This window comes from Rickettsiales bacterium (genome assembly GCA_041396965.1).
Classification (GTDB): domain Bacteria; phylum Pseudomonadota; class Alphaproteobacteria; order Rickettsiales; family SXRF01; genus SXRF01.
In genome coordinates this window covers 712,281-733,062 of sequence record JAWKXN010000001.1, presented here as the reverse complement: position 1 = coordinate 733,062, position 20,782 = coordinate 712,281, and the positions used below count along the sequence as shown (strand labels likewise).

The 20,782-nt window shown below is 38.0% G+C and carries 19 protein-coding genes, 4 tRNA genes and 2 pseudogenes; 16 read left to right on the top strand and 9 right to left on the bottom strand.

Annotated features, from left to right (window positions below):
- The first annotated feature begins 32 nt into the window (after positions 1-32).
- A tRNA-Gly gene (locus R3D71_03710) sits at positions 33-107 on the top strand.
- Positions 108-154: 47 nt separating this feature from the next.
- Positions 155-328, top strand: a complete 174-nt coding sequence (locus tag R3D71_03705) for a hypothetical protein (GenBank protein ID MEZ5690753.1) — start codon at positions 155-157, stop codon at positions 326-328.
- A 546-nt stretch (positions 329-874) separates the two neighbouring features.
- Here R3D71_03705 and R3D71_03700 read toward each other — a convergent pair.
- Together R3D71_03700 and R3D71_03695 are read right to left on the bottom strand one after the other, a co-directional pair.
- Positions 875-1,201, bottom strand: coding sequence for a hypothetical protein (locus tag R3D71_03700; GenBank protein ID MEZ5690752.1), 327 nt, complete (start codon positions 1,199-1,201; stop codon positions 875-877).
- A 1,041-nt stretch (positions 1,202-2,242) separates the two neighbouring features.
- Positions 2,243-2,329: transfer RNA gene (locus R3D71_03695), tRNA-Leu, on the bottom strand.
- Positions 2,330-2,679: 350 nt separating this feature from the next.
- Between R3D71_03695 and R3D71_03690 the strand changes: the two genes are divergently transcribed.
- The 12 genes and pseudogenes from R3D71_03690 (at position 2,680) to R3D71_03635 (ending at position 10,759) form a co-directional block, all read left to right on the top strand.
- A complete protein-coding gene (locus R3D71_03690) occupies positions 2,680-3,006 on the top strand; it encodes an OmpW family outer membrane protein (protein ID MEZ5690751.1) in 327 nt (108 codons plus the stop codon).
- A gap of 991 nt (positions 3,007-3,997) precedes the next feature.
- Positions 3,998-4,345, top strand: a pseudogene (locus R3D71_03685) (demethoxyubiquinone hydroxylase family protein).
- A 158-nt stretch (positions 4,346-4,503) separates the two neighbouring features.
- Positions 4,504-4,579, top strand: a tRNA-Glu gene (locus R3D71_03680).
- Between the two features lie 319 nt (positions 4,580-4,898).
- On the top strand, positions 4,899-5,126 hold the full coding sequence (locus R3D71_03675; protein ID MEZ5690750.1) for a hypothetical protein: 228 nt from the start codon (positions 4,899-4,901) through the stop codon (positions 5,124-5,126).
- A gap of 215 nt (positions 5,127-5,341) precedes the next feature.
- Positions 5,342-5,659, top strand: a complete 318-nt coding sequence (locus tag R3D71_03670; protein MEZ5690749.1) for a DUF488 domain-containing protein — start codon at positions 5,342-5,344, stop codon at positions 5,657-5,659.
- A gap of 1,042 nt (positions 5,660-6,701) precedes the next feature.
- Positions 6,702-7,034 (top strand): annotated as a pseudogene (locus R3D71_03665) (Arm DNA-binding domain-containing protein).
- Between the two features lie 7 nt (positions 7,035-7,041).
- Positions 7,042-7,281, top strand: a complete 240-nt coding sequence (locus tag R3D71_03660; protein MEZ5690748.1) for a hypothetical protein — start codon at positions 7,042-7,044, stop codon at positions 7,279-7,281.
- 90 nt (positions 7,282-7,371) lie between these two features.
- Positions 7,372-7,539, top strand: coding sequence for a hypothetical protein (locus R3D71_03655; GenBank protein ID MEZ5690747.1), 168 nt, complete (start codon positions 7,372-7,374; stop codon positions 7,537-7,539).
- 438 nt (positions 7,540-7,977) lie between these two features.
- Positions 7,978-8,430 carry a DUF5681 domain-containing protein gene (locus R3D71_03650; protein MEZ5690746.1) on the top strand — a complete coding sequence of 151 codons (453 nt, stop codon included), beginning with the start codon at positions 7,978-7,980 and terminating at the stop codon, positions 8,428-8,430.
- A gap of 297 nt (positions 8,431-8,727) precedes the next feature.
- Positions 8,728-8,973, top strand: a complete 246-nt coding sequence (locus tag R3D71_03645) for a hypothetical protein (protein MEZ5690745.1) — start codon at positions 8,728-8,730, stop codon at positions 8,971-8,973.
- Between the two features lie 424 nt (positions 8,974-9,397).
- Entirely contained in the window at positions 9,398-10,135 is a 738-nt protein-coding gene (locus R3D71_03640; protein ID MEZ5690744.1) for a class I SAM-dependent methyltransferase, read from the top strand.
- A gap of 150 nt (positions 10,136-10,285) precedes the next feature.
- Positions 10,286-10,759: an alpha-ketoglutarate-dependent dioxygenase AlkB gene (locus R3D71_03635; GenBank protein MEZ5690743.1), complete on the top strand. Its 474-nt coding sequence runs from the start codon at positions 10,286-10,288 to the stop codon at positions 10,757-10,759.
- A 377-nt stretch (positions 10,760-11,136) separates the two neighbouring features.
- Here the strand turns inward: R3D71_03635 and R3D71_03630 are convergent, their stop codons facing one another.
- Positions 11,137-12,507, bottom strand: a complete 1,371-nt coding sequence (locus R3D71_03630; protein MEZ5690742.1) for a hypothetical protein — start codon at positions 12,505-12,507, stop codon at positions 11,137-11,139.
- A gap of 236 nt (positions 12,508-12,743) precedes the next feature.
- Here R3D71_03630 and R3D71_03625 point away from each other — a divergent pair, with 236 nt between their 5' ends.
- Complete coding sequence (locus tag R3D71_03625; protein ID MEZ5690741.1) at positions 12,744-13,268, top strand: HD domain-containing protein; 525 nt, start codon at positions 12,744-12,746, stop codon at positions 13,266-13,268.
- A 27-nt stretch (positions 13,269-13,295) separates the two neighbouring features.
- On the opposite strand, the gene R3D71_03620 is transcribed toward R3D71_03625, so the two are convergent.
- The 6 genes from R3D71_03620 to R3D71_03595 all read right to left on the bottom strand — a co-directional run bounded on the left by R3D71_03620 (position 13,296) and on the right by R3D71_03595 (position 20,315).
- On the bottom strand, positions 13,296-14,012 hold the full coding sequence (locus R3D71_03620) for an ABC transporter ATP-binding protein (GenBank protein MEZ5690740.1): 717 nt from the start codon (positions 14,010-14,012) through the stop codon (positions 13,296-13,298).
- 64 nt (positions 14,013-14,076) lie between these two features.
- Entirely contained in the window at positions 14,077-14,745 is a 669-nt protein-coding gene (locus R3D71_03615; GenBank protein ID MEZ5690739.1) for a hypothetical protein, read from the bottom strand.
- 6 nt (positions 14,746-14,751) lie between these two features.
- Positions 14,752-15,453, bottom strand: coding sequence for a hypothetical protein (locus R3D71_03610; protein ID MEZ5690738.1), 702 nt, complete (start codon positions 15,451-15,453; stop codon positions 14,752-14,754).
- Entirely contained in the window at positions 15,453-17,234 is a 1,782-nt protein-coding gene (locus R3D71_03605; GenBank protein MEZ5690737.1) for a hypothetical protein, read from the bottom strand. Before R3D71_03605 ends, R3D71_03610 begins: the two co-directional genes overlap by 1 nt.
- Before the next feature lie 95 nt (positions 17,235-17,329).
- The gene (locus R3D71_03600) at positions 17,330-18,538 is read right to left on the bottom strand and encodes a type II secretion system F family protein (GenBank protein MEZ5690736.1); all 1,209 of its coding nucleotides are present in this window, start codon (positions 18,536-18,538) and stop codon (positions 17,330-17,332) included.
- Positions 18,539-18,542: 4 nt separating this feature from the next.
- On the bottom strand, positions 18,543-20,315 hold the full coding sequence (locus R3D71_03595; protein MEZ5690735.1) for an ATPase, T2SS/T4P/T4SS family: 1,773 nt from the start codon (positions 20,313-20,315) through the stop codon (positions 18,543-18,545).
- A gap of 251 nt (positions 20,316-20,566) precedes the next feature.
- Here R3D71_03595 and R3D71_03590 point away from each other — a divergent pair.
- Positions 20,567-20,642, top strand: a tRNA-Ala gene (locus R3D71_03590).
- The last annotated feature ends 140 nt before the right edge of the window (positions 20,643-20,782 follow it).

Below are 20,782 nucleotides of genomic sequence, written 5' to 3'. Positions count from 1 at the left end.
ACGGAAATACAAGTTTTCAAAATATATGCCAAGCGGGTGTAGCTCAGGGGTAGAGCGCGACCTTGCCAAGGTCGATGTCGAGAGTTCGAATCTCTTCACCCGCTCCATTTAACTTAGAAGTTATACTGGTTTGTCTTTTAAGAATATAGCTTGAATGAGAAAAAGATATATAGCTTTACTTGTTTTACTGGCATTTACTTCTGGTCTATTTTTGGGTTATATAACGGTGGGCTATTACCAAGCCGTTCATAAAGATTTCCAATTAGCGTATTTTTCTAATGATTATTGCTCTAAGAACTGTGGTCGTTGCGTGGAGCATGCGAAATAAGCAAACGTAATTGCGACAAATTTCTCCAAAGCCAATTGTGAAGGATGGTGCACCTTGGTGGACGTTATTAGAACCTCACTTGAGTTTAAGTCGTTGATAATTAACATGACGCATCCAAATGGTTTTCAAATGCGTCTATCGTAAATTGTGTCGGTATTGGTAAGGCTACTTTTGCTGCAAGCTCTAAAATAGGGTTCTTAAATGTAGCATCTAGCGTATAAAATATTTTTGTTGATTGGTCATCTACATCTGTAAATTTGCATTCTGATTGGAAGTTTTTTGAATAACCTCGATTCAGATGTAACGATAATTTTCTCATTTTTGAGGAAAGTAATATGACATCGATATGTGAAGGAAATCATACTCAGACCTAAGTTTAAATCCGCAGCAATTGAATCCTTTTTGCCTTCTATAATAGATACACCTTTTACATAGGGCAAAATGTCTGGATATTGTTCAAGATTTATTTATGAGGTTGAACACACGTTCAACAGTATATGTAATGTTCGGCTACCTCTAAGCTGTGGCATTTATTTTTTTTGTTGGTTAATCTGTTGCTGTTTTAACGTCTCTTCGGCTTGCTTTGTGTAATAGGGGTAATTCCAGACCGTGGAGGCAAGATTTCAGGTGTTTTGATATTGAAGCTAAACCTATACGCTCAAGCAAACGCACATAATGGTAACCTATATCTAGCTGTCCAGGGTATACTCCGTGTTTTGCTGATGCTGGAAATGCATGGTGATTATTATGCCAGCATTCACCCATCGAGGGAATAGCTGCCCACACCACATTGCGTGCTTGCACCGCACCATCATTTACTAACCAGTCCTGCGTACCATGTGTATGGCATAAATAACCAACAAACCAATGCATATGAACACCCACAGCAACGCGAACAATGACGCCCCATACCACCCATGTGGCTCACCCACCTATAGCGTAGAAAAGAACAGCAAAGGGAAGTTGGTGCCAAGCCCACGTGCGTTGTAGAAATTGATAGAATTTATCGTCAGCAGCTTCAGGATCAAATCCAGGTAGATTGTCCAGTTTCAACCTACAATGAAGGTTCCACCAACCATCTCTAACAATACCCCCAACGTGACGAAGATAATCATGACAAACAGGCTGACGCCCAGTCACGTATGTCATGTGCAATGAATTACCCAAAATGGGCCATGCATGCCAACAAGTACACCAAAGTAACAAGTATGCGCAGTCTTATGCATTTCGGACATTCAAAAGTGTGATGAATAAGGCGGCGATGAAAACCAAACCGAGTGACCGACGCACATAGTCAACTCAAGAAAATCACAAATAAAAGAAAAGCACCCCATGTAAAAAATAGTGGGCCTAAAATCATTGCTCCTACAAGCATTCCGCTACCCCACATGGAACGAAACGGATCCCAGTAAACGCTTCCGATACCGGGTCCACATCAGGACCAATAATAAGGGAGTTTACTTTATAGGCGTCACTACCATTTTCACCCTTACTTTTTTTGATTTGGCAATCGATTTACTCTCTTTTTTGAACTCTCTGCTTTTTAGGACAAAAATCGGCCAGAAATGCACATCTCGCTCACTAGGTGCTCACGATTGAGGTTGTAATAAATATACTGCTCCTTTTTCGTCGCGACTTAATTAACTTGGCGTTCTCAAGAATACTCAGGTGTCTCGAAATAGTTGGCTTAGATACGCCAAACGCTCAGCTATGTCATCATATCGATTCCAACTTGTGATAAGTACGCCAAAATTCTTCGCCGTATGTGGCTCGATAGAGCATGAAAAATAGTGGAATCTACAGTCATATTTATATTTAGCATATTAGCTAAATATGCGCAAGAAGAATTTATTTAATACTATGTCTTAGAGAGTCTAAATATACTAATCAACTGATTGTATCAAAACGAAACAATGGTGCCCCTGGCCGGACTTGAACCAGCACGTCCTTGCGGACAGTAGATTTTGAGTCTACCGCGTCTACCAATTCCACCACAGGGGCATAATATAGAGTCATCAAATATCAAATATACTTCACTAGAGTGCTATAACATAGCTTAAATATGGTCAAGAAAAGTTATACATAAAAAAATAACAATAACCAAAAATATTATAACACATTAATAAAATGTGTAATTATTACAACACTAATCCAGAAAAACTCTCCATTGCGATGTTAACAAGACACTAACATAATTTAATAAATCAAATACATTTGACATACTAATAGATCAACTAATTATCTTGGAGTGTTATTATGGAATCAATCAAAAGGTTGCATTAAACATTTTTGCTGTTACGTCTCTTTTATTATCAACCAGCGCTATGTCTTCGTTGAAGATAAGACCGTAAATGGAAAAAAGCTGGGACGCTAAAGAGCGCTTCATGATTCGTGGTCGCATACTTAACGTTATGCCTGATGAGAGAACCTATACATCTATTGGTGGCAAAGTTACAGCAGATAACAGCTTTGTACCTGAGGTTGACTTTACTTATTTCTTCACCGATCATTTCGCCGCGGAACTTATAGCTGCGGTAAGCCCTCATGATATGGGAGCGGTAAATACCGGTTTGGGCAATCTGGATCTCGGCAGTGTATGGCTTCTCCCCTACCCTTACCGCGCAATATCACATAAACCCACATGGGGCTATCCGTCCGTATGTAGGTGCTGGCATTAACTATACACATTTTTTCAGACGATGCTTCTTCAACTTATATGCGACGATAGATCCATTTAACCTGCGATTAAAAAAAAAAAGCTTGATCCCCACAGCCAACATACATACACATGGCCGTAACCGCCAAAGCAAAATCCTGATCCATGGATTTTCGGTGCTGGTATCAGCTATCGCTTCTAGCTCACCCTTATACAAGTTAATTAATATAGTTTATTGCATTTTGTGATATAGGGAATATTATCATAGGTATGACGATATTCTCTGCAATCAACAAAGTATCTGTGAGGCTGCTGCTCTGGCTATGTACTATTTAGCAGTTTCATGCTGGGCTCAGCTCTTATCGGTCAGTATGGATTTGAGCTATACCCTTGTGATTTATGTATTTATCAGCGAATACCTTACGCTATTATCATTGTAGTGGGAATAATAGGGCGGTTTGTTGATAAAATCGGCTAAGAAACTATATATAATTACCGTATTTCTGACCGTTTTGCTACTTGTTGACGCCGGAATCGCCGCCTACCATAGTGAAAGGTGTTGAGTATGATATTTTCAAGGTCCATCCGCCTGCTCAAGCGGTGGCGGCTCTGGTCAAACTCTTGAGGAGATAAGAGCGGCGATAATGAACGCTCCTCTGGTTAGCTGTAAGCAAGCAATGGCCTATATATTTGGTCTTTCAATGGCAATGTGGAATATGATAGCTGCGAGTTTGGTGTTTATCTGTATGTCCATAATCCTAATAAAAATAGAAAGAAATATTATAATGGAAAATAGCGTACAACACCCCTCTTCCTGGAGAATTACCCACTAAGGATAAAATAAAAAGAATGATTCGCTAATCACGCTGGGGAGTATGGCGCGAAACGTATTTACGCTGGGCAAATCGCTATACTTGGCGGACTGTCCTGTGGTGATACTCTCCGTCATATGGAAGAGCAGGAACAAGAACATTTGGATTATTTTTCTGATATTATGGTAAAGGCAGGTTCGCCCTACCGCTCTGATGCCTTTGTGGCATATTGGTGGCTTTGCTCTGGAGTATTACCGCCATTATGGGAGAAAAGCGGCTATGGCCTGTACTGTAGCGGTGGAAAAAGTAATAGATGATCATTACGCCGGTCAAGAGCAAGAATTATCCGTGATTAATGGTGAAGCAGAGTTAAAGGAAAATATTAGCAAATTCAGGAAGATGAGCGTGAGCACCACGATACAGCCATTGAAAATGGAGCTGAGCAGTCACCTTATAATTTTGCTTACGGGGGCGAGTTTTCTTAATACCAAGCTTACTATATGGCTATCCACTAGGTTTAGCAAATATAACCGAAATACTGAGTCCTAAATAAAGTCTACACCGCTTAGATAATGGATGGCGGTGGTAACCTTGTCGTTTGTGATAAGGATATGACTATCTCAAAAGACTATAAAAATCTGTAATTTTCTATTGACTAAATGGGTAAATATGAAGATATTACCACTCCCTGCAGCAATATGTAGAATGACTCCTTCGTCTAGCGGTTAGGACACCACCCTTTCACGGTGGGAACATCGGGTTCGATTCCCGTAGGAGTCACCACCACCCTGTTTGTAAGTGTTCGCTTTTGTTCGTTTTACGGTTACTCTCCAATAGCTTGTAACAATCCACAGTTCGCTGGTTTTCACCATCATCCGGCCTACAGCCGCAACTTTCAGCATTTTTGACAGCATCGTGCAGAAATCAGCACAAAGATGCTACCTTTTACCGTGTTATTAAAACAGCGTGATGCTACCGCTTTGGTAGCTTGTTCAACCATATCAACGGCATGGGTAATTTATTAGATTTTTACTCTTCCATAACCTCTACACACGATGATAACCTGCCAAGGATAGAGGTAGGATTATGACGCGTCCATAGAATGAAAATATTACTGGCGGTGTTGCAAGAGATCGGCGGCACAGCGAGTGATGCACGGCTTCAACGATTACTGTTTTTATACTGCAAGGAGTTTATTAAGCGTGATGAATATTATGAATTTATCCCTCTAGGAGGTGCACCATACTCGCTACAAGTTAAAGAAGACAAAGGAATTCTAACACATAAAAAGCTGCTTGAAAAAGCCGATGAAGTTGTTGAAGCCAACTAATAAGCGTTTTGCAACTGAACTGGATTTTTTGAAAAGATTGCACCAGATTTAAAATAAATGCCTGACGCAAAGTGATGAAGAACTGAATCTTTATATAGCCGAGCATTACCCTAAGTCTACACCTCAAATTTCTGACGAAATCATATTTATACGATTGGTTATGAAGGTATCAGCCCAGAAGCATATATAAATTTGCTACGGCATAGCCAGTGTAAATTATTGATGGGCTCGCAAAATGCCTTCAGCCAGAAATATGGGTTTTCAAAAGCAGAGCTGGCGAATATTTTACCGCGTGTCATATAGAATATCTGCACATGCCAGAGTTAGGCATTGAGTCCGAAAAAGGCCAAAATTTGACCACATATAAAGATTACGAGCAACTATTCAAAGAATATGACCAAAACCACAATATTAAAAGGACAGGCAAAACTAGAAGAATTGCAAAAATTATTGAAGATAAACATCGCGTGGCAATAACCTGCTTTGAAGCTGATCCATATCATTGCCACCGCAGCCGTAAGCGTTGGCATTAAAGGCTAGGGAACAATTCACTTATAAAATAGAACATATTGAGTCATGCAAACATCAGAACCTCAAACAGAGCGCAATTTAGCATCTTCGTAACAGTCAAAACCTATCCTCTTCTTTCTTCAAAATACACAGAAACAGTTTGACCAGTTATTTTCGTGAGGAAGGAAAATGGATTCGTATTTACCTCCCTTGTTCCATTTCGCAATTTAGATAAAAATCAACAATTCAAGAAATACCAATGGATTGAAGCAGATATAATCAAGGATGCGAAAGACCCAAGATTCGAAAGCTATAAATTAGCTATGATATTAAGCCTCTTAATTGTCTGGATACACAAAAATCTTGGGAAGAGCGCAAAAAAACTCGTACTAAGCAAGGTATATTATAATCTTGATACGCTCATACATGAGGCACGCGATACCAAACATTCAACATCTCTTGCCACATTCAAGCCAAAACGATTGATCGGTTTTTCGTTGAGCGCGATACTTCGCTAAAAGTACGCAGCCAAAAAACTTGTACCCTAAAACAACAAATATCTAAGGAGCAAGCCGAACGGTTAGTTAAGGCTGTGCCATTCAAATTTTATACATTTGTTGATCAGCTAGGAAAGCGGAGCAAACTACAAATACTGGATTGGGAAATTTACCAACTATGCCGTAGTTTATACGCATACATGGCACGCGCAGAGCAAAATTGCAAATATTTTAAGAGAAAAATATCTGAACCAATTACAAGAACTCGTGATATTTATCTATTTTGGCACAAGTAAATATTGGCATATCAGGCGCAGCAACAATCCATTTATGATTGTAGGCATATTTTATCCGCCTAAATAGTTTGGCAGCTTATTCAATCCGTTCAACGGCATGGGTGTGAAAACCGCTTTATTAAACGACCTTTAAAAATGTAGAAATTCTCTATGTAACTATCTGATTTCTTATTATTTTGTTCGTGGATGGTCGTAGCCATTCGCCATCATTCACCAAAATAACAATGTTACTAAAGAGGTTGATATGAAGCTAACCAACATCGCAATGCAAAAACGCAAAACCACAGGATAAACCTTACCATCTCATGGATGGTGATAATTTAAGCCTGCTCATCACTCCTAACGGCACAAAAACATGGCGGCTAGCTTATCGCCATAACAATAGACGCAAGCAAATTGCTCTTGGTAAGTATCCGGTTCTTTCATTGCAGGAAGCACGAGAAATAAAACTGGAAAAACAACGACTTTTGCTTAAAGGAATTGACCCAGTCGAAGATCGTCGTCAACAGCGATTGGATAACGAATTAAAACACGAAAATAATTTTGAAGCCATAGCGAGAATGGCACGGACAGCGTTAATATACATGGCAGCCGAAACACGCTGAAAACATCATGAAGCGTCTTTCTGCTAACATTCTTTCCAAACTCGGCAAAAAGCCGATTACTGAAATCACCGCAAGAATTGCTGCATGTGATCCGCCCGATCGAAGCAGCAGGCAAACCCCATATTGCCCAGCGCATGTTGCAAACCACCAAAGATTCCGCTATGCCGTAGCCTGTGGTAAAGTGCAGCGCGATATTACACAGGATTTAAGAGGAGCATTAACACCAGTCCAAAGTAAAACCATTTGAGCGAAAGCCAACTTCCTGACTTCCTAAAACTCTGAATAATTATGACCTCAATAAACATTATGGTGGTTGCAATGGAAATCCAGTTGTTAAATGGGGATTTCAACTTCTTATTCTTACCTTGTGCGTACAGCCAAGCTGCGTGGCGCGAAGTGGGAAGAAATTGATTGGGAGAATTTTGTGGCGCATCTCTGCACAGCGCATGAAAATGAAATCACCGCATATTATTCCCCTCTCAAAACAAAGCCTTATATTACTTAAAAACTTCGTGAGATAACAGGCAATAGCTATAGTGGCTATATCTTCCCTAGCTTTGCCAATCCACGCAAGACAATCAGCGAAAATACATTCCTTAAAACAATTAGCTTAATGGGATTCAAGGAACAAGCAACAGGTCACGGCTTCCGTGCCACTGCCAGTACCATATTAAATGAAAACGGCTATCGTGCTGATGTCATTGAGCGACAACTTGCTCACTGCGAACGCAATCAGGTTCGTGCAGTTTATAACCATTAGTTGGGTAAGATAGAAGTAAAAAACAAAATTTATAGTTATTACCAATAATGATAATTAGGTATATTTTTATCCGTTACCGTTACCAAAATTTTGATATATAGTTTTGCGATAAGTCGCCACTTTTTATGTAAAAAATCTACTCTTCAAAGTATAATATACTTATGATTAACAAAGGATATTTTTATGTTTGATGATGAGGAAGATGATGAGCTTTTCGCTGTAAAAACAACCAAAAAACAGCGAGGCAAGCAGTTTGAAAAAGGTAAGTCTGGAAATCCAAGTGGCAGACCGAAAGGCAGTCGCAACAAAACAACTATGGCGATGCTGGAGCTACTGGAAGATGAAGCCGAAGAAATAACGCGCACGGTTATAGAGCGAGCAAAAGCAGGCGATATGATGGCGATTAAACTGGTTATGGAGCGCATCTGCCCACCGCGTAAAGATTTACCAGTATATTTTGAAATCGGCAGCGTTAAGACTATTTTTGACCTAATTCCTGCCATAGATAAGCTGCTTCAAGCCATAAGCGCAGGAGAAATATCGCCTCAGGACGCGAAGGTTGTTTCCGAGCTTATAGAGCAACAACGAAAAACAATCGTATCCACCATTCCACTTACGCCAATGGATGATTTTTAATAAAATCAGCCTTCATTAAGTATTTTACATTCACTAAGCCTCTATATATGGTTGGTGGTGGAATGGTGTGTTGCCGTTCTGGGGCTAGTTACCCCTCAGAAAAGCGTTATTTGTCCGATACGAAAATTCGGCTCCCATGCCTTATGGCTGGGAGTCTGCCGAATACAATAGCGGCTTGCCGTAAATTAGGTAGGCACGGTCTTTTCTCGTGTAACTAGCTCCCAGTCACCACTGGCTCATCTTTTGATGCTCTGGTGGTGGCTTATGTTTGATTAACATAAATGTGGAGCTAAAAACATGAACGAGTATATCTTCTCAGCCGACCTACTAAATAAATTTTCGCAACTCACCCCATGGGTGCAAGCCGTGATAGGACTTGCCTTTGCGGGCATGATTCTAGGCATTGCCTATTTTTTCAAAGAATCAATAACCGCAATAATGAAACCACTTTATAAAAATACACTGCCTAATCAGACCGAGCAAAAAGAAGAAAAGAAAGAGTGGAGAGATAAATATTATAGAGGTGGTGATGAACCAAAATAGAGAATTTTCCAAGAAATCGCAGCACATAAAGCAGTACACATAAATTGCAAAAACAACATTGTTGTTTCTGTTCAATGCGCTGGATAGTTGGTATAAATTCTATCCAACCGTGAACAATTACGAACAATGGTGAACATCTATGAACATGCGGAATTGTAAAAAATCACACAAAAATGCTAAAAGGGCGGTTGGTTTGAAATTTCTTGTCCGTAGATGTCCGTGACTGACCGCCGACAACCAGAGATTTTATAGCTAAAATAGCAGCACATTGATGCATCGTTAAATTATTTACTCTTAAATACCAATGTCTTATCTGACCAATTCAAATTCCATTGATACTGCATTATAAATATCCAGTTTTTCCCTCTTTCCAGAACATTTGCGAAGTCATAAAATTGGGAAATGACAAATTTACACCAATGCTATGAACCACAGTATATACAAAACCATCTGCGAGCTTGGCTTAAAAAGCCAAGAGCTTATTTCCATTAGTCTAGATTTTGGACTGATAGGTCAAGCAAGAGAAATAAAGTGTATTGATGGTTATTTGCGATATTTATTACGCAAGAATGTAAAGTTTGATTTTGTTGCTCAAGTCGCAAAAGGAAAAACTCTATTGGTCGGCGAAGGGAATCTTAGTTTTGCACTAAGCCTTGCTCGCAAGCAATCAATTAATCCAGCGTTTATAACAGCAACCACCTTTGAAAAGGTGAACGAACTTTCGCAAGATGCAAAAGACAATGCTAAAAAATTACGGATACTGGGTGCTGAAGTTCTACACGGTATAAACGCAAGCAAAATAGCAGATATTTTTTCTGACAAAAGGTTTGAAACTATAATTTTTCAATTTCCTCATGCTGGCAGTAGAGAACCGATAGATGATCATAATCCCAACTTTATTTTAGTGAGTAATTTTCTAAATAATGCTGCGCGATTGTTGGTAAATGACGGTGCTGTGTTAATATCAGCGGTGGATAGTCCGCACTATCACGGTGCGTTTCAATTTGAAGATGCTGCAAAAGAGGCTGGTTTTGCTAAGCCAACAATATATCCATTTGAACCAAGTGATTTTATCGGCTATGAACATACCATGACGCATCAAAGTGGAAGTGCGCTAGAAAACCATGATAAATTCAGCACATGGGTTTTTCATTTGGAATAATTGGAAGCAGAAAAAATATGTCGGCTATTTTATCGCAGATGTCTTTGTTTGACGATGATAAGAAACCAGTTATTTCTGGGCTGAATTATTTTCCTGATTATATTGATGCAAAATAGAAGAGTTTTTGCTTCAGAAAATTGATGGTGAGCCTTGGGCTTTTCTGACCTCAAACGGCGTGTGCAGCATTATGGTTATAAATATGATTATAAAGCACGGAGAATAACGCCAGATTTGAAAATAGGCGCGATTCCTGATTGGCTCGCTGGTTTATGTGGTGAGCTTTGCGCCAATAAGATTTTTGCCAAAATTCCTGACCAAGTAATTATTAATGAATATCAGGCAGGGCAAGGTATAACGTCACATATTGACTGTGTTCCATGTTTTGGTGAAACAATTGCTAGTATAAGCGTATGTACCCCCTGCGTTATGGAATTTATGCATATTGAAACTGGCAAAAAATTTTCTCAGCTTCTTGAACCAAGAAGTTTGCTTACATTTTCTGGTGAGGCGCGTTATAAATGGCAACACGCAATACCCCAGCGCGAAGCCGATATTGTAAATGGTCAAAAAATCACTCGTGGCAGGCGCATATCGCTGACCTTTCGAACTGTAATAGTGCAGTAACAATCAAATATATTCGCCGAAAACCGCCAACGACCGCCTACAGCCACGCTTTTCGGTCGCACAATCGGTAGCATTTTATTATTTTACAACGGAAATATAGTTCTATTTCAAAGCTATATTTAGTCGGTTTTTAATCCGTAGGAGTCCCCATTTAACAGCTTGTATTCGTTCGCTTTTGTTCGTTTTACGGTTTATCTTGAGCAGCTTATAACAATCCACGGTTCGCTGGTTTTCACCACCATTCGCCTGCAACCACGACTTTTGGCAGCATTTTTGATAGCATAGCTTGTGCTTGAGCGCAAAATGCTACCTTTTTACTCTTCTCATGAAACATTGTGATGCTACCGCTTGAGCGGATTGTTCAACCATGTCAACGGCTAAGTATCCAATAATCTGGCCTCTGCTTTGGCGGTTTCTATGACTTTATTTCTTATCGCAAATACCTCTTCGCCAAATTTTCTATTTTTTAATAGTATCCTTTTCAAGATCTCACGTTTAAAGCTAGGATTCTTCTTTTCTGTTTCCCATTTTTTATATTCTTCTAAAAAGGTGATACCAGATAATGCCTTTATATTGTGTTTCTTAATCCACTCGTTAATATCATTATTAACTTTTTCTTCTGCTTCTCTCAAATTAGATAAACCCTTAGCAAGGGTTTCAGAAAAATCTCTATTCTTAATTGATTTATTTATTCTACGATTTGAGACATAGTCATATACTCTGGCATTGAGTTTTGTACTGCCTACGGCATCATCTAAATAATCACATAATGAGAAAAGACTTCTATAGTCACTATCTTCATATAGGTAGTTGGAAGCAGTTGAGTATATAGTTCCTGTTTCCAGTTTGTAACTTGGTGTGTCTTTAGAGTGATACTCATAAGGCCATTCTTTTCCCCAAAAACAAACTTCTACACAATATGCCAGTGGCTTGCCATCTATAACAGACTGAATAAATAGTTTCTTTGTCCCATCAGAAATTTCTTGTTTTATTTCTTCATACTCATCCTTTGACTTAAATTCATAACCATGAAATTCATTATTAGGGAAAATGGTTTTATCATAACTAGGCGACCAATCTCTATGCCGTGATAACATTTTTAAATCAAAGCCAATGTGCGTGAGACAAAGACTTACAATCGGCACTGAATCAATTTCGATAATTATTAACGGCAATTGCAAGCGAAACGGTATAGGTTGCCCATTCTTGATTATGCACCCTATAAAATCAAAAGGTGGGGATTCGCATCCGTTAACATAGCCAATCATCTTCAACTTAGTGTTATCTGAAATTTCTGCTTCTAAATACTTTTTTCCAATAAGTGAGTTAGAAACGCGAACGCGAAAATCTTTTATTGATTGCTCACGTTTTTTATATGATCGCCACCTTTCCTTAGTAGTACCTTTAGATAACCAATACACAACAATGTAAGTTACTGACCAAAGCCATAACAAACCACCAATAATAAAATCTAAAGAATATTTGGCTATATGTTCTGAATAATCAGAATAGACGATATATCCCCTGTTAATAAGGTATGCGCCAAACAACATAAAAAAAGGAACTCGTAGCAAGCCACGCTTATTTTTATCTTTGATAAAAATCTGTATTAAAAAATATGCCGCACCAATCAACCAAAGAATAGTCAAAACTTTTGGAAAAGTACGATACGCCAAATAAAAAAATGCAATAACACCGATAATGCCTATCAGTTTTGTAGATTCTGCGTTTTTTTTCTTATGCTTCATAATGCAACTAAACAATAATACTGAATAAAAACAAGGAACTGGCACGAAATTAGCATATATCAATTCGGTCTACTTAAGCCCCTTATTATTTTATGACAGAATTATATTGTTAGTTCAAAGTTATAATTAATCGGTTTTTAATCCGTAAGGGTCATCAGATTTTTCTTCTCTGGTCTTTGCTATTTTTCACAAAATCCTTGTATTATTACCATTCACGCTAATATAATCCTGCTGTTATGATAGATAAAGAGGCATTAGAATTTTGTAAAAAAGCGCATGGCGAGCAGAAGCGCAAATATACTGGTGAGCCATATTGGACTCATCCGCTGGCTGTCGCTAAAAAAGTATCCATATATAATGACGACAATGATGTAATAATCGCGGCTCTTCTGCATGATGTTATTGAGGATACTGAGATAGGTTACGAGGAAATAAAGGATAATTTTGGAAAAAAGGTCGCTGATCTTGTTCTTGAGGTAAGTGATATTTCCAAACCGGAAGATGGGAACAGAGCGAAGCGCAAAGAAATTGACCGGCAACATCTGGCGAAGAGTAGTCCACAAGGCGCTACCATAAAGCTCGCTGATTTAATCCATAATACAGAAAGTATAGTAAAATATGATAAAGGATTCGCCAAAATATATTTGGTGGAGAAGGAGAAATGCCTAAATATTCTAAAGCATGGGAATAGTAATTTGTGGGATGAGGCTTACCAAACCCTAACAGAAGCGAAAAAGACGGTAGGCTTATCAGAAAATTGATAAATACGATTCTAAACCACTTTGGGATCACTCTATCGTTTTAAGAAACGCTTGTTCTAGGGAATCGCAGGCGGTTTTTTGCTTAAATTCCGCTGGTGTTCCGATAAAATGCAGGCTGCCCTCATGGAGAATGGCTATTCTATCGCATATCTCATCAATATCAGAAAGTATATGTGAGCTAAAAAAGATGGTTTTCCCAAGTTTTTTATTACTAATTAGTTCATTCTTTAATCTAATCCTAGCTCGTGGATCTAGCCCACTCATTGGCTCATCTAATATAAGAAAAGAAGCATCAGTAAGAAAAGCTCCGACAAGTCCTAATTTTTGTCCCATGCCTTTTGAGTAAGAACCAACTTTTGAGTCAAGCACATCAGGATTAAGGTCAAGAGTTATAGCTTTTTTTCTAGCCTTGTCTTTATCCAATTTTTTTCCATAATACGCAAGTGACAGTTCTAAATACTCAGTTCCTTTAAGATAACGGGATGGTTGAAATTTTTCGGGAAGATACGAGATATTAGAACGTGACTCTATATTGTTTTTCACATTGCCGAATATCTGAATGCTACCATCCTGCTTATTGATAAGATCTAGTATAATTTTTATCATGGTTGTTTTGCCGGCGCCATTTAGCCCGATAAGACCAAAAATCTCTCCAGCACTTAAAGAGAGACTTGCATTATCCAGTACGTTAATTCCCGAATAATTTTTACTGACGCTATCTAGTAACAAAGGTGAATTATTCATTGTCTTCCTTTTAGATTGAAAACATTACATATTAAAATTTTAATTTTCCAATTAATTCACAAATTCACGGAGTGGTATTGCCAACTATCTCTGGCGATAAATCCTCACGCAAATCTATAGTAATTGGTTGCACACGACCTTCTATAACTTGCATTGAGTAAGAGGAAAAAGTCTGATTTGGTCTTAGGGTAAAAGTTACTACATTATTCAACATATCTACCCTTACAGGATTATCTTTCGTGAAATCCTGTACATCAACGACTTTATCCATTCTTTTAGGGTACCAGTCAATCGTAACCGCGTCCTTATTAATTGAGACTATCTCAATATCAGCTATCTCACTTTTTACTCCTTTAGTAAATTTTCTACCATTTAGCCATAAAACCCATTTGTTGGGAGTGTAATAGGCAATAGAAGAAAGATAAAATTGTGGATAGGTAAAAACAGCAGAACCACTATCACCTTTTAACGATGATATTTTTTCTAAACTTTCTAAAAAATCATCTTCACTTAATTCCTTTCCACCACCAGTCTCACGATTTTTTTCATAAAACTTTCTTGCATTTTTTATAGCCTTGATTTCATCCGCTGTAAAAAATAAACTTTCTATTCTTACGCTCTCTTGCTCATCATTCTTGTCATTATCAACATTAATTTTGACTTGTGAATATGATGGTTGACAAATTAAAAACATGAAAAATAACGTTATTATATAATATATTTTTCTTATCATAAATCGCTACCTTAACCTAATCCTACTATTATTCTTAGTAGGCTGAAATGATGAGTTAGTATTTTCTTCTGTTAGCCCATCATCCATATTGTTTAGGCCTCTGATACCAAATAATGTAAAAGATAGCTCTGTTTTTACTACAGGAAAGAAACCACCACTTTTAACTTCCAGTAAAACCTTGTTATCTATATCACTATTTACAGACATTTTAAGGCTGTTGATTCTTACTCCAGAGAATAATTTACTCAAATTACCTATGAACTGTAAAACATCTAAGTCAGATAGCGTGTTCATCTTAAGATCTACAACACTGGATTCAATAAAGCTTGTTTGCCTATTATATTCTGGTTTATTGGAAGGAACTATCCCACTCATTCTTACTTCTGTTATATCCAAATTATATTTAGAACGAATAGAACCAACCTTGTCACGCAATACCGTTTTACTAACTATAAGCATATTTTTTCTTTGCTTATCTTGTATATCCTCGTATTTATTGGCAAGACCTACAACTTCTTTATATTCCGCCGCCAGACTGTTGGCATTTCTGGTAAAATTATTTACCTCTGTCTTTAGACCATTTATTTCACTTTCATAGTCACTATCAACCATAAGAAGATACCATATTATACAGGATATAAAGATCAGGATAAGAGTAATTATCACTGTCTGCTTTATGAGCTTATTTCTAATATCTGATATTTTCATTATCGTCCTAGCCCAATTAATTTATCAGTTGAGGAACCATCCTGCCCTGTAGAGATATCGCTTACGGTGCCACTACCTTTCTTAACAAATGATAAAGTCGCTTCCAAAGATGATTTGTCAATTATCATGACATCTTTATTATCATTAAACACTATCTCCTCAGACTCAGTTTTTTTGGATATAGCATCAGGTAATTTTGTATAATAAATATCATATTCTGGTAATTCCTTACGCAGATCCAGTAACACTTTCCTAGCCACCGCTCTAAACGCCTCCTCAGTATTAGAGATTTCTGGAAAACGAAGAACAATACTTAGTTTAGCATTACTATTATCTGCGGATGGATTTCCTAGAGATTTACCAGTCTGCTCTTCTCCCCAATATACTTCCCTTATTGAAACAGCCTTTATAATCGCGGAACGGGCTTTTGATAAAAGAGCGATAGGTGAAGTATTCTCCTCTACTATCTTATCATACAAAAATACAGTATCACTGATTCTTTTAACCTCTATGCCACTTTCCTTAATTTTTTTGTTTACATTATCAAATTCAGATTTTCTGAGTGTTTTCTGCTTATCAAGATCATCTATATCAACAATTTTGGAGTATATACTAAAACATATAAAACCTACGTACGAAATCATGGAGATAGCCAGTATAATAGAAGCTACCCACTGATATCTTATTATATTATAGATCTTGTTTACCTTTTCCATCTTAGGTAAGAATAACGTTAATCTATGGGAAGAACTGGAAGTAATAAAGGCAGTCAATATTACGTCACCAAAACGATCCATCTGTTGCGCCGCGCCACCTATTGAAAATAGCTGAGAAAGTTCATATGGGGTAAATTTATGTACATTGTTCGGCTGCATATTTGAGGTATCAATCAGCTCTCCGATCTCATCAGATGCCAATAAATAAATATCAATACCTTGCTTATAGTCAAAAGATAAGCGTCTTATGTACTCAATCGTACTTAGCATTTCTTGCTCTATGTTACCAACAACAACCTCCGCTGTTTCCTCACCAACTGGTTGAGTAAGACGAGTGAACACCACATTTCCATCTTTAATAATAACTTGGCGAACACCACCAACCTTATTATGAGTTACAAAAAACTTCCATCGTGAGGCACTATTCTTAACGCTGTTTTTCTTCTTTTGATTAATGCCAAGTGCTTTATCAATAGTCGTAATTATATTCTCTGACTCAATAGAAAGAAGGTAAACCCCATTAACACGATTATCCAAACTCTCAGTAAACTCGAACCATACATTAAGCTGCGGACTATTTTCTAGGGATACCATTAAAAAATTCCAGTCACGCCGCCCTGCCTTATCTCTATCCAGTAATATATAACCCTTGACAACATCCGCCGCTAACTCTCTTTCCATGCGCCGTTTTATTAATTTTCGTACACCAAGAGCACTGATAGGTGGTAGTGATTGCTGTGAAAAATTCTGATCCATACTGTCAATGATCAGATAAATAGGAGCTTCTTTATCCTTGGCTAGAATATTATGGAATTCTTTTAGGTTATCATGACTTGCCTGCGCGATAAAATTGCGACTTTTTACGTCCTTACCAACTACATAAATTAACACCGCGCCTTCATCACCAATAATAATACCATACTTATTACCAGTTGTGGACTTAAACGGGCTAATGACACCTACTTTATTATCAGCGTCAGATTTTACTTTAGAATAAGTATGGGATACTGAGCTACTAGGCCTACTATTAGTGCCTCTAAACTTACCTTTTAATGAAAAACCCATAAGTAAAACTCTTCCTCAAAATAGCTCTAGCTATAAAAACATTCTAACGAATATAACTATCTTATACATTACTATTTATAATAAATAAAAAATTATTAAATATTCAATTTGCTAAATGATTCATAAAGAGGACCAAACACCGCCGCTATAATCCATGCTATTATTAATCCCATAATGGTGGTAAGTATTGGTTGTATTGAGCCGACTAAATTATCAACAGCGTCACTTACCTCACGGTTATAGAAAAATTTTATATTCTCCAAAGCGTCCTTAAGATTACCACTATCCTCACCAACCTTAAACATCCTAATAACCAAATTTGGGAATTGATGAGATAGAAGAAGACTGGAAGTTATAGAATTACCATCAGTAACATTTACTTTTACCAAATCTATAGACTCTTTAAGCACACGGTTAGAGATAACCCCTTTTGCCGCCTCTAAAGAATCTATAACATCTATTCCACTATTAAACATAATAGCGAAAAAATTGGCGAAACGCGCCATATCAATCTTACGAGATACCGATCCTATAAGTGGAATTTTAAGCGTTATATAATCAACCCGATAAGCGAAACGTTCACTTATGTTATATAAAAGCATAAATATAAAAAATATAACAACAGGAATCCCAAGTATCGCATACCAATAACTCTGAAAAGCTTCTGACACAGCTATTAAAGCTCTAGTATGGATCGGCAGTTCAAACCCCTGTGACACTATGAACTCAACCATTTTAGGAACCGTAAGTATCATAAGAGCAGTAATAACCAAAGACAAAACAACAAGTAAAACTATAGGATAGCGAATGGCTTTTTTTACTTTACGTCGTAGATCAGCTACCCATTTAAGATGCTCTCCAAGATTTTGGAAAGACATAGCGAGGTCTCCTGTTTTCTCACCAGCGGCTATTAATCCGACAAATACGTTATTAAAAACTCTGGGATACGCCTCCAAAGCCTTAGAAAAAACCGTTCCGGTCTTTACCGATTCATAAACACCAGTGAGAACATCTTTTAACTTAGCTGATTCAGTGCTATCGCGAACATCAGCGATAGCGTCATGCAGCGGAACCCCTGCCCTGTCTAATTGCTCCAAATGCAGGCACATCACTATAAGATCTTTATTCTTGACCTTTGTTCCCCTTCCAGCGCTTTTATCACGAGTTTTAACCTCACGAGCGCTTATTAGATCAAGACCTATATCCTTAAGACGATTTTCAAGGTCAATTTCATTATCGGCAACGACAACACCACGTATGGTACGTCCACGATCATTTATTGAACTATATTTATATGAAGGCATTATTTTACAGCCTTTCAGTAAAATCAATCGTATTTACAAGTTCATCAATTGTTATTTCTCCAGCTAGAACCTTAGCTATACCATCTTGCTGCATACTGATAAAACCCTCCTTCAAAGCATGCTCTAAGATAGTACGTCTAGTCGCGTGGGTAGCTATAAGCTCATCCATATGACGGTCTACACGCAATATCTCTACAATCGCGGTACGTCCTTTATAGCCCTTCTTATTACATTTCTCACATCCGGTAGCATTATAAATCTGTGGTGGTTCTTTAGGATCGGAACCTAATATACGACATTCATCAGCCGTTGCCTCTCTTGGAACTCGGCAATGCACACATAGTTTACGCGCTAGTCTTTGCGCCAAAGCACCTATAAGAGAGCCAGCTAGAAGGTGGCTTGGTACTCCTATATCACCAAGACGAGCTATACTTCCTATAGCGTCATTAGTGTGAAGGGTGGTATATACTTGGTGACCAGTAAGAGCAGCACGTACAGCCATAAGAGCGGTATCAGCGTCACGTACCTCACCAACAAATATAATATCCGGATCCTGACGCATCAATGACTTCATTCCAGTAAGCCAATCAAGCCCCGCTCCCTCACGAACGCTACTCTGACGAATCAGCGGAAGTTGATACTCCACTGGATCCTCTAATGTCATTATATTGGTCTCAATGTTATTTATATAGCTAAGTATAGAGTAAAGAGTAGTAGTCTTACCACTGCCGGTTGGACCTGTGACTATTATTATTCCCTCAGGTCGTTTTATAAGTTTTTTAAGAACCTCTATGTTATGCTCAGAAAACCCTAAATTCTCAAGGGGAACAAGTGATTTCGCCTTATCCAATAAGCGCATCACGATATTTTCACCATGAACAGTTGGCTGAGTAGCGACACGAAAATCTACTTCTCTACCAAGTACGTTATACGAAATACGACCATCTTGTGGGTTACGTGATTCCGCTATGTTCATACCGGACATTATTTTAATACGAACCACCATAGCGCTCCAGTAATCTCTGTGGAAAGAGCGTACCTGAACCATCGAACCGTCAATACGATAACGTAAACGCAAGAATGAGCCTTCAGGCTCAAAATGTATATCAGAAGCGCCAACTTTTATAGCGTCAACCAAAAGAGCATTTACTAAACGAACCGTAGGATTTACATATCCCTCTTGCCTACCGTCTAGCTTACTACTATTGTCTCTGATGCCAGTTTCTATTTCCTTTAGAATCCCATCAACTGATATTTCATAATCATAATACTGGTCTATAAGCTCCAAAATTTCAGAGTCAGTGCAATAAATAGGAGATATTTTAGTACTTTTGGGGACAAATCTTCTTACCTGATCTATGGCAAGAACATTATAAACATCACTCATAGCAAGCTGTAAGGTGCCATTTTCAAAACCAACCGCCATCACTTTGTAGCGTGACGCTATATCCTTTGATATTAAATGGACAACTTGTGAATCCAACATCGCCGATTTTGGATCAAATTTCTGGGTACCAGAAGACTCAGCGAGAACCTCACCAAGAGCGCTTTCGGTAAGAAATCCCATATCAACTAAAATAGCGCCTATCAACTTTTTGCTATTCTTCTGCTCGGTAAGTACTATCTGTAACTGATCCTCAGAAAGAAGACCAAGCTTGATAAGCCTTTCCCCAAGACGCAAAGGCTTAGCCGAAGCTGGCTTGGAATCAGCGCCTACCATATAATCTATTTGGGATCTACCCTCGTCTAGCCCTTCAGAGTTTTCCTTATCAACCATAAAACATTATTCTAAACTAAAACTTGAACAGGAAACAATGTTCAGAAATCGTACAATAACGACTACCGAAACATAATCTTAGAGCTTAATAACTATCCTTAAAAGATTGACAATTAATTAACTAAAAACACATTCCTTATAATTATCGTGTATATATCATGACATATTGACAATTTTATTTTTTAAGTTATCCCTACATCTGATTCCATTTATTTTATTGGTAAGGACAAACAAGCCTATAACTTATTAATGGGGCATTAGCTCAGCTGGTAGAGCGCTTGCATGGCATGCAAGAGGTCAGCGGTTCAACTCCGCTATGCTCCACCATCTAACCCGATACCCTGCATCACACCCTTCGAACCGTTGCAGGCTCTTGTTTCTGGCTGGTTCGCCATTTTCTTATTGAGTTACAACAAGAAAATGATTGGGAGTGTGCGAACAGTTTTTTCATTCTATTGCCTGTATTT